The sequence below is a fragment of the Microbacterium sp. Root553 genome (assembly GCF_001426995.1).
Classification (GTDB): domain Bacteria; phylum Actinomycetota; class Actinomycetes; order Actinomycetales; family Microbacteriaceae; genus Microbacterium.
This window is the reverse complement of record NZ_LMFY01000001.1, coordinates 1,526,282-1,542,277: the sequence shown is the minus strand read 5'-3', so window position 1 is coordinate 1,542,277 and position 15,996 is coordinate 1,526,282. Positions and strand designations below refer to the sequence as shown.

General features: G+C 70.9%; 12 protein-coding genes. 3 read left to right on the top strand and 9 right to left on the bottom strand.

Annotation, left to right across the window (positions count from 1 at the left end; translation table 11 throughout):
- Positions 1-196: 196 nt before the first annotated feature.
- The 3 genes from mmsB to ASD43_RS07130 are packed head-to-tail and all read right to left on the bottom strand — an operon-like array spanning position 197 to position 3,806.
- The gene (gene mmsB / locus ASD43_RS07140) at positions 197-1,096 is read right to left on the bottom strand and encodes a 3-hydroxyisobutyrate dehydrogenase (protein ID WP_056415359.1); all 900 of its coding nucleotides are present in this window, start codon (positions 1,094-1,096) and stop codon (positions 197-199) included.
- Entirely contained in the window at positions 1,093-2,274 is a 1,182-nt protein-coding gene (locus ASD43_RS07135) for an acyl-CoA dehydrogenase family protein (RefSeq protein WP_056415357.1), read from the bottom strand. The genes mmsB and ASD43_RS07135 overlap by 4 nt, the downstream gene beginning before the upstream one ends.
- Before the next feature lie 29 nt (positions 2,275-2,303).
- A complete protein-coding gene (locus ASD43_RS07130; RefSeq protein WP_056415355.1) occupies positions 2,304-3,806 on the bottom strand; it encodes a CoA-acylating methylmalonate-semialdehyde dehydrogenase in 1,503 nt (500 codons plus the stop codon).
- 179 nt (positions 3,807-3,985) lie between these two features.
- On the opposite strand from ASD43_RS07130, the gene ASD43_RS07125 reads away from it, so the two are divergent.
- Positions 3,986-6,034 carry a beta-galactosidase gene (locus ASD43_RS07125; protein ID WP_056415352.1) on the top strand — a complete coding sequence of 683 codons (2,049 nt, stop codon included), beginning with the start codon at positions 3,986-3,988 and terminating at the stop codon, positions 6,032-6,034.
- A gap of 211 nt (positions 6,035-6,245) precedes the next feature.
- On the opposite strand, the gene ASD43_RS07120 is transcribed toward ASD43_RS07125, so the two are convergent.
- Entirely contained in the window at positions 6,246-7,430 is a 1,185-nt protein-coding gene (locus tag ASD43_RS07120; protein ID WP_056419298.1) for a thiolase family protein, read from the bottom strand.
- 261 nt (positions 7,431-7,691) lie between these two features.
- Here ASD43_RS07120 and ASD43_RS07115 point away from each other — a divergent pair, with 261 nt between their 5' ends.
- Positions 7,692-8,279, top strand: a complete 588-nt coding sequence (locus ASD43_RS07115; protein ID WP_056415350.1) for an antibiotic biosynthesis monooxygenase — start codon at positions 7,692-7,694, stop codon at positions 8,277-8,279.
- A 620-nt stretch (positions 8,280-8,899) separates the two neighbouring features.
- On the opposite strand, the gene ASD43_RS07110 is transcribed toward ASD43_RS07115, so the two are convergent.
- The 5 genes from ASD43_RS07110 to ASD43_RS07090 form a co-directional block, all read right to left on the bottom strand.
- Positions 8,900-9,856 (bottom strand): aldose 1-epimerase family protein, encoded by a 957-nt coding sequence (locus ASD43_RS07110; protein WP_056415348.1) that lies wholly within the window; start codon positions 9,854-9,856, stop codon positions 8,900-8,902.
- Positions 9,856-11,379, bottom strand: a complete 1,524-nt coding sequence (araA, locus tag ASD43_RS07105) for an L-arabinose isomerase (RefSeq protein ID WP_056415346.1) — start codon at positions 11,377-11,379, stop codon at positions 9,856-9,858. Before araA ends, ASD43_RS07110 begins: the two co-directional genes overlap by 1 nt.
- A 29-nt stretch (positions 11,380-11,408) precedes the next feature.
- The gene (locus tag ASD43_RS07100) at positions 11,409-13,028 is read right to left on the bottom strand and encodes a xylulokinase (protein WP_056415344.1); all 1,620 of its coding nucleotides are present in this window, start codon (positions 13,026-13,028) and stop codon (positions 11,409-11,411) included.
- Positions 13,025-13,744, bottom strand: coding sequence for an L-ribulose-5-phosphate 4-epimerase (locus tag ASD43_RS07095; RefSeq protein ID WP_056415342.1), 720 nt, complete (start codon positions 13,742-13,744; stop codon positions 13,025-13,027). Before ASD43_RS07095 ends, ASD43_RS07100 begins: the two co-directional genes overlap by 4 nt.
- A 328-nt stretch (positions 13,745-14,072) precedes the next feature.
- Positions 14,073-15,086: a LacI family DNA-binding transcriptional regulator gene (locus ASD43_RS07090; protein WP_056419295.1), complete on the bottom strand. Its 1,014-nt coding sequence runs from the start codon at positions 15,084-15,086 to the stop codon at positions 14,073-14,075.
- A gap of 57 nt (positions 15,087-15,143) precedes the next feature.
- On the opposite strand from ASD43_RS07090, the gene ASD43_RS07085 reads away from it, so the two are divergent.
- Positions 15,144-15,989 carry an NAD-dependent epimerase/dehydratase family protein gene (locus ASD43_RS07085; protein ID WP_056415340.1) on the top strand — a complete coding sequence of 282 codons (846 nt, stop codon included), beginning with the start codon at positions 15,144-15,146 and terminating at the stop codon, positions 15,987-15,989.
- Positions 15,990-15,996 lie beyond the last annotated feature (7 nt).

Here is a 15,996-nt window from a genome sequence, read left to right as displayed (position 1 = left end):
GCAGCGAGACGAAACGCGCGCGTCCCAGGCGCTCCCCGGCCCCGCGCAACGACCGGGCAGACCTCCGTCCGTTGAGCGAGCGCAGCGAGACGAAACGCGCGCGTCCCAGGCGCTTCGCGGCCCCGCGCAACGACCGGGGAGACCTCCGCTCGTTGAGCGAGCGCAGCGAGACGAAACGCGCGCGTCGGTTCACGAGTCACACGGCGCCGTCGCGGATGTCGGTGATGATGCCCGAGAAGTCGCGCGTCGCCCCCTCGCCCGCGGCGAATGCCGCATACAGCTGCTGCGCCAGCCGCCCCATGCGGGCATCGGTCCCGGTCTGATCGATCGCCTGCAGCGCGAGTCCCAGATCCTTCGCCATCAACGACCCGGCGAAGCCCGGCCGGTAGTCGCGATTGGCCGGGCTCGCCGGCACCGGCCCCGGCACCGGGCAGTTCGTCGTGATCGACCAGCACTGTCCGGATGCCTGCGAGACGACGTCGAACAGCGCCTGATGCTCGAGCCCGAGCCGCTCTCCCAGCACGAACGCCTCGGCGACGGCGATCTGCGACACCGCGAGCACCATGTTGTTGCAGACCTTCGCGGCCTGACCGAGCCCGGGTCCGCCGCAGTGCACGATGCGCTTTCCCATGACCTCGAGCAGCGGCATCGCAGCGGCGACGTCCTCGTCGGAGCCGCCGACCATGAACGCCAGGGTCCCGTTCTCGGCCCCGACGACGCCACCCGAGACGGGAGCATCGATGTTGCGGTGCCCCGCGGCGAGCGCGAGGGCGTGCGCGGCACGGGCCTCGTCGACCGCGATCGTCGACGACTCGATGAACAGGGTGTCGGGACGCGCGGCGGCCAGCAGCTCCGTGCGATACGCGTCGATCACGTGGCGGCCGGCGGGGAACATCGTGATGACGACATCGGCGTCGGCGACGGCATTCGCCCCGCTCGCCGCGATCGGGATGCCGGCGGCCTCGGCCGCCTCGATCGCCGCCGGCACGAGATCGAAGCCGTGCACCTCATGGCCTGCCGCGACCAGGTTCTTCGCCATCGGCAGACCCATATGGCCGAGGCCGAGGAACGCGACTCTGCTCGGCGACCCGGTCATGAGGCGCTCCGCATCGACACGGAACCTGCGGGCCTCAGCATCTCGCGGCCGACGATCAGGCGCATGATCTCGTTGGTGCCCTCGAGGATCTGGTGCACCCGCAGATCGCGCACGACCCTCTCGATGCCGTAGTCCTGCAGGTAGCCGTAGCCGCCAAGCAACTGCAGTGCGCGGTTGGCGACGTCGAAGCCGGCATCCGTCGCGAAGCGCTTGGCCATGGCGCACCGCATCGTGGCGTCGGGCGCCTGCTCGTCGACCGCTCGCGCCCCGTCGCGGACCATCAGGCGCGCAGCCTGCAGATCGGTGCGCATGTCGGCGATCGCGAAGAGGATCGACTGCTTCTCGGCCAGGGGCTCGCCGAACGCGACCCGCTCGTGCACGTACTGCACGGCCCGGTCGAGCGCCCACTGGGCTCCGCCGAGCGAACAGGCGGCGATGTTGAGCCGGCCGCCGTTGAGCGCCGACATCGCGATCGCGAAGCCGCGCCCCTCGTCGCCCAGCACTCCGGATGCAGGGATGCGGACGCCGTCGAGGATGACCTGACGGGTCGGCTGGGCGTGCCAGCCCATCTTCTTCTCGGGAGCGCCGAAGCTCAGTCCCTCGGCATCGCCCGGGACGAGGAAGGCGCTGATTCCGCGCGCTCCCGGCTCGCCGGTGCGGGCCATCACCACGTAGACGGCGGCTTCGCCGGCTCCCGAGATGAACTGCTTGACGCCGGTGAGCACGAAGTCGTCGCCGTCGCGGACCGCGCTCGTGGCGATGTTCGCGGCATCCGACCCCGCGCCCGGCTCGGTGAGGCAGTAGCCTCCGAACTCCTCCATCGCGGTGAGCTTCGGCAGCCACTCGCCGCGCTGCGCATCGTCGCCGTAGGTGTCGATCATCCAGACCACCATGTTGTGGATCGAGATGTACGCGGCGACCGCGGGATCGCCCTTGGCGAGCTCTTCGAAGATCGCGACCGTGTCGGAGCGGCTGAGGCCCGTGCCCCCGAAGTCCTCGCGCACGTAGATGCCGCCGAGTCCGAGCTCGCCGGCCTTGCCCAGCGACTCGCGCGGGAAGAGGTGCTTCTCGTCGCGCTCGGCGGCGAAGGGGGCGAGCTCGGTGTCGGCGAACTCCCGGACGGCGTCGAGGATGGCCTCGCGCTCTTCGGCGGTGGTGGTGACGGTGGTCATTGTCATCGTGGTTCCTTGCGGGAGGTGTCGCGGGATCAGTGCATGGTGGGGATCACGAAGCTGGCGCCGTCGCGGATCCCCGCCGACGGCCAGCGACTCGTGACCGTCTTGGTCTTCGTGTAGAAGCGGAACGCGTCGGCGCCGTGCTGGTTCAGGTCGCCGAATCCGCTGCGCTTCCAACCCCCGAACGTGTAATACGCGATCGGCACGGGGATCGGCACGTTGACGCCGACCATGCCGACCTCGACACGGGCCGCGAAGTCGCGCGCGGCGTCGCCGTCGCGGGTGAAGATCGCGACGCCGTTGCCGTACTCGTGCTCCGAGGCCATGCGCAGCGCCTCCTCGTAGTCGGCGGCACGGGCGATCACGAGCACCGGACCGAAGATCTCCTCGCGGTAGATCGCCATGTCGGTCGTGACGTGATCGAAGAGGGTCGGCCCGAGGTAGAAGCCCTCCTCGTGGCCCTCGACCGTGAAGCCGCGCCCGTCGGCCAGCAGGGTGGCCCCCTCGTCGACACCCTGCTGGATGTACCCGACGACCCGCTCGACCGCAGCCCGCGTGACGAGGGGCCCGTAGTCGACGTCGGGCGCGAGAGAAGGCCCGATCCGCAGCTGCGCCACTCGCTCGGTGAGCTTCGCGGCGAGAGCATCCGCTGTCTCCTGCCCCACCGGGACCGCGACCGAGATCGCCATGCAGCGCTCGCCCGCCGACCCGTATCCCGAGCCGATCAGCGCGTCGACGGCCTGGTCGAGGTCGGCGTCGGGCATCACGATCATGTGGTTCTTCGCGCCGCCGAAGCACTGCGCGCGCTTGCCGTGGGCGGCGGCCGTCGAGTAGATGTACTCGGCGATCGGCGTCGAGCCGACGAAACCGACGGCGCGGATGCGGTCGTCGGTGAGCAGGGTGTCGACGGCCTCCTTGTCGCCGTGCACGACGTTGAGGACGCCCGCGGGCAGGCCCGCTTCGAGGAACAGCTCGGCGAGGCGCACCGGCACCGAGGGGTCGCGCTCGCTGGGCTTGAGCACGACGGCGTTGCCGGCGGCGAGGGCGGGGCCCGCCTTCCACAGCGGGATCATGGCGGGGAAGTTGAACGGGGTGATCGCCGCGACGACTCCCAGCGGCTGGCGCATGGAGTAGACGTCGATGCCGGCACCGGCACCGGTGGAGTACTCGCCCTTGAGCAGATGCGGGGCACCGGCGGAGAACTCGATGACCTCGAGTCCGCGCTGGATGTCTCCCTTCGCGTCGTCGACCGTCTTGCCGTGCTCGCTCGCGAGCAGCTCGGCCAGCGACTGCATCTCGCGCTGCGCCAGGTCGAGGAACCGCAGCAGCACCCTCGCGCGCTTCTGGGGGTTGGTCGCCGCCCACGCGACCTGCGCGGCCTCGGCGTCGGCGATCACGTCGCGGACCTCGTCGGCGGACGCGAGGGGAACGCGCGCCTGCACGGATCCGGTACTCGGGTCGAACACATCGGCGAAGCGACCTCCCTCGGGGGTGAGGTGCGATCCGCCTACGAAATGGGGAATGGTGCGAGTCATTGTGCGATGTCCCTTCGCGCCGTCGTTGGCACTATGACGATGATAGTTCGGCCTCCGGATATTTACTAGGGCGTCCATCTATATTTCGTCCGGCGCTCTCGTGCTCCCTGGGGGTGCGCTTGGAAAGCGCTTCCCGATAGGCTGGATGCGCGATCAACGACCACCTACCCGGGAGATCCATGCACTACGGCGCCGACTACAACCCCGAGCAGTGGCCACGAGAGGTGTGGCCCGAGGACGTCAGACTCATGCGCGAGGCAGGCGTCACCCTCGTGAGTCTGGGGATCTTCGCCTGGTCGCGCATCCAGCCGGCCGAGGGCGAGTTCGACTGGGACTGGCTCGACGAGATCATCGGGCTGCTGCACGAGGGCGGCATCGAGGTCGACCTCGCCACGGCGACCGCATCCCCTCCCCCCTGGGCCTCGGCCGCGTACCCGGAGATGCTGCCGCAGGATGCCGACGGCTCGACCTTCTGGCCGGGCAGCCGGCAGGCCTTCGCCCCGTCGTCGCCGATCTACCGCCGCCTCGCCGCCGAGCTCGTCACCGCCCTCGCCGAGCGCTACGCGCAGCATCCGGGCGTCACGCTCTGGCATGTCAACAACGAGTACGGATGCCACCTGCACTACGACTACTCCGACGCGGCGCGTGATCACTTCCGCACGTGGCTGCGCCGCAAGTACGAGACCATCGACGCGCTGAACCACGCCTGGGGAACCGACTTCTGGTCGCAGCGCTACACGGCGTTCGACGAGATCGTGCCGCCACGCAAAGCGCCGTACAGCATCAACCCGACCAGCGTGCTCGACTTCAAGCGCTTCACCTCCGACACCCTCCTCGAGCTGTACGTGATGGAGCGCGACATCATCCGCGCGGCCGGCGCCACGCAGCCGATCACCACCAACTTCATGGGCGCGTTCCCCCCGGCCGACTACTGGAAGTGGGCGGCGGAGGTCGACGTCATCTGCGACGACAACTACCCCGACCCCAACGACCCCGAATCGTTCCGGGGCGCGGCGTTCGCCCGCGAGCTGATGCGCGGGCTGAAGCCCGGGGTGCCGTGGCTGCTCACCGAGCAGTCCACGAACGCCCTGAACTGGCGCCCGACGAACGCGCCGAAGGCACCGGGGCAGATGGCCGCCATCAGCGCCCAGGCCGTGGGCCGCGGCGCCGACGCCATCATGTTCTTCCAGTGGCGGCAATCCCGCCGCGGCAGCGAGAAGTTCCACTCCGCGATGCTGCCCCAGGCCGGGCGCGAGACCCGGACCTGGCGGGAGGTCACGGCTCTCGGCGCCCAGCTCGCACAGCTCCCTGATCTGCCCGACGTCACCTCGGGAGCGAAGATCGCCCTCGTCTTCGACTGGGAGAACTGGTGGGCGATCGACGGCCGGGACCACCCGATCGTGCTCGACTACCTCACGCTGTCCCACCGGTGGCACGCGGCACTCCACCGCCAGAACCTCTCGGTCGACATCGTGAACACGACGTCCGATCTGAGCGCCTACTCGCTCGTCGTCGCGCCGCAGCAGTACCTGCTCGGCGATGAGGGGGCCGCGAACCTCTCGAACTACGTCGAACAGGGCGGCCACCTGTTCGTCTCGGCGTTCAGCGACGTCGTCGACCAGGACGACGCGTTCCGCGACGGCGGGTTCCTCGTGAGCCTGCGCGATGTGCTCGGCGTCGCGCTCGAGGACTTCGGGGCGCTCGTGCCGCCCGCGTCGGTGCGCGGCGCGGACTCGGCAGGAGAGGTCGCCAGCCACGCATCCGTCGGCGGCCCCGGACAGTCCGAGGCGCCGCTCGAGAGCCCTGCCGGACGCATCGTCGGGCAGTACTTCGCCGAGGAGCTGCTGGTGCAGGATGCCGAGGTGCTCGGCCGCTTCACCGAGGGCCGCACCACTGGGCGCGCCGCACTCACCCGCCACACGTTCGGGACGGGCCGCGGGTACTATCTCGCGACCATCCCCGACGACGACGGCATGGCGGCCGTGCTCGGCTGGCTCGCGGTGGAGGCGGGCGTCGCCCCCGAGATCGAGGGGCTGCCGGAGCATGTGGAGGTCGCCCGCCGCGGCAGCGTCCTCACCGTCATCAACCACAGCACCCGGCCGTACGCCGTGGACGTCGAGGGCGTCGATCTGCTCAGCGGATCGACCGAACCGCGCCGCGAGCTCGACGCCTTCGGATGGGCGTTCATCGACACGGGCACCGTCGGCGACACTCGGCGAGGCCGCTGACGCTTCGCGTTCGCCGGCCGTTCACCCTGTGGACACGTCGCCCGACTACAACTTCACATGCGCGGACACAGACTCAGACCGGATCGGGTAGTCACGTCATCCGCGCGACACGGCGAGCATCTGCTCCCGTCGCGGTGATCGCACCGCGAAAGACCCCCGCCGAATCGGGTCGGCGGGGGTCTTCTCTGCTCTGCGGGGCGGGGGGCGCGGACTACAGGCGCTCGATGATCGTCGCGTTCGCCATGCCGCCGCCCTCGCACATGGTCTGCAGACCGAACCGCCCGCCCACGGCATCGAGCTGATCGATGAGCGTGCCCAGCAGACGGGTGCCGGACGAGCCGAGCGCGTGCCCGAGCGCGATGGCGCCACCGCGCGGGTTGAGCTTCGCGGCATCCGCCCCCACCTCCGCCGCCCACGCGAGGGGCACCGACGCGAAGGCCTCGTTGACCTCGTACGCGTCGAGGTCGTCGATCGAGAGCCCCGTGCGTTCCAGGATGCGCCGTGTCGCGGGGATCGGCCCGGTGAGCATCATGAGCGGGTCGTCACCGACCACCGTGAAGGCGTGGAACCGCGCCCGAGGTGTGAGCCCCAGGGCGTCGGCACGCTCCGCGCTCATCAGCAGAGCGGCAGAAGCCCCGTCGGTGAGCGGCGAGGAGTTCCCGGGGGTGATCCGCCAGTCCGCCTCGGGGAAGCGGGCCGCGAGCGCATCCGTGCGGAACGCCGCCGGAAGCCCGGCGAGCCCCGCGTCCGTCGTGCCCGCGCGGACGGTCTCGTCGACGACGGCATCCGGCGCCTCCGCGACCGGGATGACCGTGCGGTCGAAGAACCCCTCGGTCCACGCAGCGGCGGCGCGACGGTGCGACTCGGCCGCGTACGCGTCGAGAGCCGCCCGGTCGAGACCCCAGCGGGCGGCGATCAGCTCGGCCGAGACACCCTGGTTCACGAGCCCCTCGGGGTAGCGCTCCCGCAGACGAGGAGACATCGGGGACCCGCCCGCGGCGGACGACCCCAGCGGCACCCTGCTCATCGACTCGACACCGCCGACGATCACCGCCTCGTAGGCCCCGGCGATGATCCCCTGCGCGGCGAAATGCACCGCCTGCTGGCTCGACCCGCACTGCCGGTCGATCGTCGCCGCGGGGATCGCCTCGTCGAAGCCGGCGGCGAGCACGGCCTGCCTGGCGATGTTCGACGACTGATCGCCGACCTGGCTCACGCACCCGAGCAGCACGTCATCGATCTGCCGCGATTCGAGACCGCTGCGCGCGAGGATCGCGGCGAGCGCTCCGGCCGCGAGATCGACCGGATGCACACCCGACAGGGCACCGCCCGGCTTGCCCCGCCCGACGGGGGTGCGGACGACATCGATCAGAACGGCTTCGCTGCGCGTGCTCATGAGACCCATTCTCTCCCCGTCGCGTTCGCCTGTGACCGATGCGATTCGTGGGCGGCCGATCGCGGGGCCGGGTCGTGGGTGCGGGACGTGGGTGCGGGGTCGCGGGCGTGCGATGAGCGGATGCCGTCTTCGCGCGCCGCGAAAACGAGGCGTCGACCCCGGCATCCGAAATACAATCGATCCTGCGCCCGCACCCTGGCGCGACACCCCCACCGTCGAGGCGTCCGTGACCCGGGCGACCGCACTCTCCGAGGACCCACCATGTCCAGCGAACCCATCACCGTCTCCATCCGCCGCGAGGTCGACCCCGAGCACGTGGCCGCCGCCACCGCGTGGGTGCAGACCGGCGTGAATCTCGCCCACCGGTACCCGGGATTCCTCGGCTCCGGCTGGGTGCGCGACGGCGAGGACTCGCACGTCTGGCACATGCTCTACCGCTTCACCGACGAGAAGTCGCTGATCGCCTGGGAGCAGTCGGGCGAGCGGGAGTGGTGGAAGTCGACCGGAGAGCAGTTCGTGCGCAGCGAGCGCGTGAAGCGTCGCACCGGCATCGAGGGCTGGTTCGACGAGCCGACCACCGACACGATCACGCTGCCGCGCGCGGACGGATCGACGACCACGGTCGCGATGGTGAGCACGCCGCCGCGGTGGAAGCAGGCCATCTCGATCTGGCTCGGCTTCTTCCCCGTCAACCTGGCCTTCACGTACGCGATGAGCCCGGTTCCCGGCTGGAACGAGCTGCCCATCTGGCTGCGGGTGCTGGCGACGACCGTGGCGCTCACGCCGATCATGGCCTACTGGGTGCTGCCCTTCGTCACGCGGTCGTTGCGCCGCTGGCTCACCCGCTGACGCAAGACCGCCGCGCGCATCGGCCGACGCATCCGTCGCGACCTCGTGCTGCCGCGTGCTGGCTCGTGCTGGCGCTGCCTCGCCTGCTGCCTTCCCAGGCGGGACCACTTGCGCACCTCCCCGCCAGGCGGGGCCACTTGCGCACCGGAATCAGGCGTTACGGATGCGCAACTGACCCCGCGTAACCGCCGAGCGCACAACTGCGGCCGGAACCCGCCACAGCCGCATCCGCCGCCTCGCGCTGCCGCACCCGGTCGGGGCCACTTGCGCAGCTCCCCACCAGGCGGGGCCACTTGCGCACCTCCCCACCAGTCGGGGCCACTTGCGCACTGGAATCGGACGTCACGGATGCAGAACTGACCCCGCACAACGTGCGGATGCGGAACTGACCCCGCACAGACATCGGCAGGGCACAACTGCCCGGAACGCACCGCAGTCGCCCCACGCCGCATCCACCGCCTCGCGCAGCTCTCCCCTAGGCGGGGTCACTTGCGCACCTCCCCGCCAGGCGGGGCCACTTGCGCACCGGAATCGGACGTCACGGATGCAGAACTGACCCCGCACCGCGCGAGACGGCAGCCGGAACGCACCGCGCGAGACGCGGAGCCCGCCGCTCCGGCTCAGATCGCGGCGATCCGCCAGGATGCGGAGTGCTGGTCCCCGGGCTCGAGCACCACCAGGTCGGTCCCGGAGTTGAACGCGTCCGGCGGACAGGTCATCGGCTCGACCGCGAGGCCGATGCGGTGGATCGCGGCGATCTCGGGATTGTCGGCCGTGTGCACCTGCACCCAGGGGCAGCGCTCGTCGAACGTCATCGCGACGCCGGTTCCGGCATCCGTCACCAGGCGCACCTCGGCCACTCCGCCCTCGCGGGCGAGACCCGTGAAGGCGTGGTCGATGAAGACATCGGCGATCGGGCGCGCGGCGCGGAAGTCCCACTGCGGATGCGCGGTCACGCCCTCCACCGCGACAGGACTCAGCCGGTCGGGTGTCACCGTGAGCACGTCGGAGGCGGGCAGAGTCAGCGTCCAGTCGTCGACCCGGCCGGGGCCTGCGACGAGGTACGGATGCGGTCCGGCGCCCCATGGCGCGGCATCCGCCCCGAGGTTGTGCGCGGTCACCGTCTGATGCAGCCCGTCGGCGTCGAGACGGTACTCGGTCTCGACCTCGACGCGGAACGGGTACCCGGTCTGCGGCTCGATGACGGCGGCGAGCACGACGCGGTCGTCGAGCACGAGACGGTCCTCGAACTCGGTCCACGCGAGGAGCCCGTGCAGCGCCTGCCCCCGCGTCGGCTCGGTGAGGGCCAGCCGGTGCTCGACCCCGCCGAACGTATAGCGGCCGTCGACGATGCGGTTCGGCCACGGCGCGAGGGTGGCGCCGCGGTATCCGGGGCGCACCTCGTCGGCGTCGAACGGCACGATCAGATCCCGCCCGTCGTGGGTGAGCACGCGCAGCGAGGCGCCGACGCTCGCGATGACCGCCTCGTACCCGTGAGCCGCGATGCGCAGCTGTCGGCCGGAGCGCAGACGTGCGGCGGCCACGACATCGACGGCCGGTGCGGCGCCCTGCGTCATCACAGCCCCTGCGCGAGTCGGTAGTACGCCTGGTTCCAGCGCACCTGCTTCTGGAACTCGGGCAGCGTGGTGTCGTCGTCGATCACGAGCAGCTCGACCTCGGCCATCTCGGCGAAGTCGCGGAAGGCCTCGAGACCGACGGCGGTCGACATCACGGTGTGGTGCGCGGCACCCGCGGTCAGCCAGGCGGCGGCCGACGTGGTGAAGTCGGGCTGCGGCTTCCAGACGGCACGGCCGACGGGGAGCTTGGGCAGCGACTGACGCGGCGGCACGTTCTCGACGACGTTCGCGGTGAGGCGGAACCGGTCGCGCATGTCGCTGAGCGCGACGACGATCGCGGGCCCGGGGTCTGCCGTGAAGACCAGGCGCACCGGGTCGTCCTTGCCGCCGATGCCGAGCGGATGGATCTCGAGAGTGGGCTTCGCGGTCGTGAGCGACGGCGAGACCTCGAGCATGTGCGCGCCGAGGATCAGCTCGTCACCGGGGGTCATGTCGTAGGTGTAGTCCTCCATGAGGCTCGCCCCGCCGGGCAGGCCCGACCCCATGACGTTGGCGATCCGCACGAGGATCGCTGTCTTCCAGTCGCCCTCGGCACCGAATCCGTAGCCCTCGGCCATCAGACGCTGCACCGCGAGGCCGGGCAGCTGCGTCAGCGCACCGAGGTCCTCGAACGAGGTGGTGAAGGCGCCGAAGCCGCCCTCTTCGAGGAACGACCGCAGACCGATCTCGATCGCGGCGCCGTCGCGCAGCGACTGGTGGCGCTCGCCACCGCGGCGCAGTTCGGGCACCACCTCGTACAGCTCTTCGTACTCGGCCACGAGGGCGTCGATCTCGGACGCGGATGCCGCGGCGACCGCATCCGCCAGGTCGTTCACGCCCCACGTGTTGACCTGCACGCCGAAGCGCAGCTCGGCTTCGGTCTTGTCGCCCTCGGTCACGGCGACGAAGCGCATGTTGTCGCCGAAGCGGGCGAGCTTGAGCGAACGCGAGGCGGCGAGGCCGGCCGCCGCGCGCTGCCAGGTGGCGATCTCCTGACGCACCCGGGGGTCGCTCGCATGGCCGACCACGGTCTTGCGCGGCACGCCGAGACGCGTCTGGATGTAGCCGAACTCGCGGTCGCCGTGCGCGGCCTGGTTCAGGTTCATGAAGTCGAAGTCGATGTCGGCCCAGGGCAGCTCGACGTTCGCCTGCGTGTGCAGGTGGGCGAGCGGCTTCTGCAGCGCGTCGAGACCGGCGATCCACATCTTCGCGGGGCTGAACGTGTGCATCCACGCGATCAGTCCGATCACCCTCTCGTCGGCGTTGGCCTCGAGAGCGGTGCGCTTGATGGCGGCGGAATCGGTGAGGACCGGCTTCCACACGATCTTCACCGGAACCTCCCCCGCCTCGTCGAGGAGGCGGGCGATCTGCTGAGACTGCTCGGCGACCTGCGCGAGCGTCTCGGGACCGTAGAGGTGCTGACTCCCGGTGAGGAACCAGACCTCGTAGCCGTCGAGCGAGGTGGTGAGCGGGGTGCGGGGCATGGCGGATCCTTCGGTCTGGCGGGAGCAGTTCAGAGAGCGGTGGTGGCGGCGGCCTCGACGGCGAGGCCTGCACGGTAGCGGTCGAGATAGGCGGTGAATCCGGCGACGTCGGCAGGATCGGGCTCGGCCACGACGAGGGATGCCGAGGCGAAGACCTCGCCGTCGAGGTACTCCCCCAGGGTGCGCGTGTCGGCATGGGCCAGGTACGACGCGAGCACCGCGATGCCCCAGGCCCCGCCCTCCGCTGCGAGCTCGCCCACCGAGACCGGGGCATCCAGCGCGCCGGCGAGGAAGCGCTGCGCGACTCCCGCGGTGCGGAACATCCCCCCGTGCGCGAACATGCGGTCGAGCTCGACGCCCTCGTCGGTGAGCACCTGCATCCCGAGCGCGAGGGTGCCGAAGACGCCGTACAGCTGCGCGCGCATGAAGTTCGCGAGGGTGAAGGCGCTGTCGGGGGTGCGCACGAAGAGCGGACGCCCCTCGGTGAGGCCGGCGATCGGCTCGCCCGCGAGATGGTTGTAGGCGAGCAGGCCACCGGCATCCGCCTCGCCCTCGAGCGCCTCACGGAAGAGCGCGTCGAACACCGCATCGGCGTCGAGCGGCTGCCCGGCCGCAGCGGAGAAGCGGGTGAAGAGTCCGGCCCACGCGGCGAGCTCGCTCGCCCCGTTGTTGCAGTGCACCATCGCGACCGCGTCGCCGGCCGGGGTCGTCACCAGGTCGAGCTCGTGGTGCACGTGCGACAGCGGGCCCTCGAGGACGACCATCGCGAAGATGCTCGTCCCCGCCGAGACGTTGCCCGTGCGGGGCGACACCGAGTTCGTCGCGACCATGCCTGTTCCCGCATCTCCCTCGGGAGGACACAGCGGGATGCCGGGGCGCAGCGCGCCGGTCGGATCGAGCAGGGCCGCCCCGTCGGCGGTGAGCGTGCCGGCCTCGGCGCCGGCGGGGAGGACTTCAGGGAGAAGGTCTCTGGCGCTCGCCGGCAGGCGGTCGGCCGCGAGCGCGTCGTAGGCCTGCAGCATCCGCTCGTCGTAGTCGCCGGTCGCCGAATCGATCGGGAACATGCCGGATGCATCGCCGACACCGAGCACGCGACGGCCGGTGAGAGCCGTGTGGACGTATCCGGCGAGCGTGGTCACGAAGTCGAGCTGCGGCACGTGCTCCTCGCTGTCGACGACGGCCTGGTGCAGATGGGCGATCGACCAGCGCAGCGGGATGTTCACCCCGAGCAGCTCGGTCAGCTCCGTCGCGGCGACGCCCGTGTTGGTGTTGCGCCAGGTGCGGAACGGCACGAGCAGCTCGCTCTGCGCGTCGAACGCGAGGTATCCGTGCATCATCGCCGAGATGCCGATGGCGCCGAACGTCTCGGGGCGCACGCCGTGCGCGCGCTCCGCGTCGGCGACGAGCTCGGCGTACGCGGCCTGCAGGCCCGCCCAGACCTCGTCGAGGTCGTAGGTCCAGAGGCCGCCCTCGAGGCGGTTCTCCCAGGCGAACGACCCGGTGGCGAGCACCTCGGTCGCATCCGATCCGATCAGGCACGCCTTGATGCGGGTCGAGCCGAGCTCGATGCCGAGGCTCGTGCGGGCGGCGAGGATGTCGTCGCGGGCGCTGGTGCGGGGGGCGGTGGTGCGGGGGGTCGTGTCGCTCATCGTCGGGCGTCCGAGTTCTGTCCGTAGACGTTCTGGTAGCGGGCGAAGAGGCTGTCGACGGCCTCCTGTGGGAGGGGGATCAGGGGGCCCGCCTCGCGGGCGTGATGCACGGTGCGGGCGACGTCCTCGACCATGACGGCCGCCTTCACGGCGTCCTTCGCATCGACGCCGATGGTGAAGGGGCCGTGGTTCTGCATCAGCACCGCCCGGCTGCGGTGGCCGGAGAGGGTCTGCACGATGCCGCGTCCGATCGAGTCGTCGCCGATGATCGCGAAGGGCCCGACGGGGATGGGTCCGCCGAACTCGTCGGCCATGGCCGTGATGACGCAGGGGATCTCCTCGCCGCGGGCCGCCCAGGCGACCGCGAAGGTCGAGTGCGTGTGCACGACGCCGCCGACCTCGGGCATGTGGCGATAGACGTAGGCGTGAGCCGCGGTGTCGCTGGAGGGCGAGCGATCGCTGCCCGGCGTTCCGGCGATCACGGCGCCGTCGAGGTCGCAGAGGATCATGTTCTCGGGCGCGAGGTCGTCGTAGCTGACTCCCGAGGGCTTGATCACGAACAGATCGGCGCCGGGGACCCGCCCCGAGACGTTTCCGCCCGTCCAGACCACGAGCCCGTAGCGCACGAGTTCGCCGTGCAGGCGGGCGACGTCCTCACGGACGGTCTGGATCGATGCGGCGATCTCGGGGGAGAAGGCGGGGGCTTCGTTGCTCACGGGTACCTCGGGTCGTCGGTGGTCACTGTGACCGGTCACAGAAGTGTGTCACGCGGGTGCGGCGGCGGTCAAGACGCGCGCTGTCGCCGCGTCCGTGCGGGGTCAGTTTCGCACCGCGGATCCAGGCGGGGTCAGTTTCGCACCGCGGATCCAGGCGGGGTCAGTTTCGCATCGGATACGGCCGATCAACGTGCGAAATCGACCCCGCCTGCGATTCCCGTGCGAAATCGACCCCGCGCCGCGACGGGACGGGACGGGACAGGACCGGTCGGCACGGCGCGAGACGGGACGGGACGGGTCAGCACGGCACGGCACGGCGAATCCCGGGTCAGCGCGGCGGGGCGACCGAATCCCGGGTGACCAGCACCGGCGCCACGGGAGGGAGATCGGATGCCGGAGCCTCCACGCTGCCCGCCAGCACCGCCGCCACCGCACGACGCGCCAACTCGGCGAAGTCCTGCCGCACGGTCGTGAGCTTGGGCCAGTAGTACGCGGCGTCCGGGGTGTCGTCGAATCCCACCACGCTGATGTCGCCCGGCACGGTGAGCCCGGCTTCGTGCAGACCGCCGAGCAGCCCGAGCGCCATCTGGTCGTTCGCCACGAACACGGCCGTCACACCGGATCCGCGCACGGCCTCGACCGCCGCATAGCCCGATCCCGCGGTCCAGTCGCCCTCGAACACGGGCCCGGCGGCGAGCCCTCTCGCGGCGAGCTCGGCGGCGAACCCCTCGGCGCGGGACTCGGCCTCGAGCCAGTCGGCGGGTCCGGCGAGGTGCGCGATGCGCGTGTGACCGGCATCCGCGAGCGCCCCGACCGCGAGCCGGGCTCCCGCCGCCTGATCGACCGAGAGGCCACGAGCCCCCCGGTCGGCCGCGTGCAGCGTGACGACCGGAACCCCGATGCGCACCTCGTCGAGCGCGTCGAGGGTGTGGGCGTGCGGTGCGACGACGACGATGCCCTCGACGCCCTGCATCACGAGGTGGTCGACAGCGGCGACCACGGCATCCGCGTCCCCCGCGTCCGCGAACGCCGTGCTCAGCCAGTACCCGGCCTCGCGGGCCGAGGCCTCGAGAGCGGCGATGCTGCGCGAGGGACCGTAGTGCAGGGCGTCTGTGGCCAGCACACCGAGGGTGCGCGAACGCCGCGTCCCCAGCGCCCTGGCCGCGTTGTTCATGCGGTAGCCGAGCTCGGCCATCGCGGCGAGCACCCGCTCGCGCGTCTCGACCGCGACTTCCGGATGGTCGTTGAGCACTCGGGAGACCGTCTGCCGCGACACCCCGGCACGAGCGGCGACATCACGCACCCCGACGGTGCGCGGGGGCTCGCTGTTCGTGTCACTCACGCCGACGAGTGTATGCCGCACGGCCCAGACTCCCCGCCTTCGTGCCACTCTGGTGACATGCGCATCGCACTCACCGGATCATCGGGCAAGCTCGGCAGCGTCGTCGCGCGGGAGCTCCGCGCCCAGGGTTACGAGGTCATCGGCATGGACGTCGCGGGCACCCGCGGCCCCGACTTCGTGCAGGTCGACCTCACCGACTACGGCCAGGTCGTGGATGCCCTCGGCGGCGTCGGCGATCGGCACGACGGCATCGACGCCGTGGTGCATCTCGGCGCGATCCCCGCCCCGGGCATCCGCAGCGACGTCGCGACCTTCCACAACAACATGCCGGCGACGTTCAACGTGTTCTGGGCGGCGGTGCGCCTCGGCATCCGCCGCGTCGTCTACGCGTCGAGCGAGACGGTCCTCGGCCTGCCCTTCGACGTGCCACCGCCCTACGTGCCCGTCGACGAGGACTACCCCGCCCGCCCCGAGTCGGTGTACTCGCTGGTCAAGACGCTCGAGGAGCGCATGGCGACCGAGCTCGTCCGCTGGCATCCCGACCTCTCGATCACGGCGCTGCGCTTCTCGAACGTGATGAACCCCGCGGACTACGCCGAGTTCCCGGACTTCGACGCCGACGCCCTTCGTCGCAAGTGGAACCTCTGGGGCTACATCGACGCCCGTGACGGAGCCCAGGCCGTGCAGCGCGCCCTCGAGGTCGCAACTCCCGGCTTCGACACCTTCATCATCGCGGCGGCCGACACCGTGATGTCGCGGCCGAACGACGAGCTGCTCGCCGAGGTCTTTCCCGACGTGCCGCGCGCCCGCGAATTCGGTCCGCACGAGACGCTGCTCTCGATCGACAAGGCGCGACGCGTGCTCGGCTTCGATCCGCAGCACTCCTGGCGCGACGCGGTCTGATCGGACG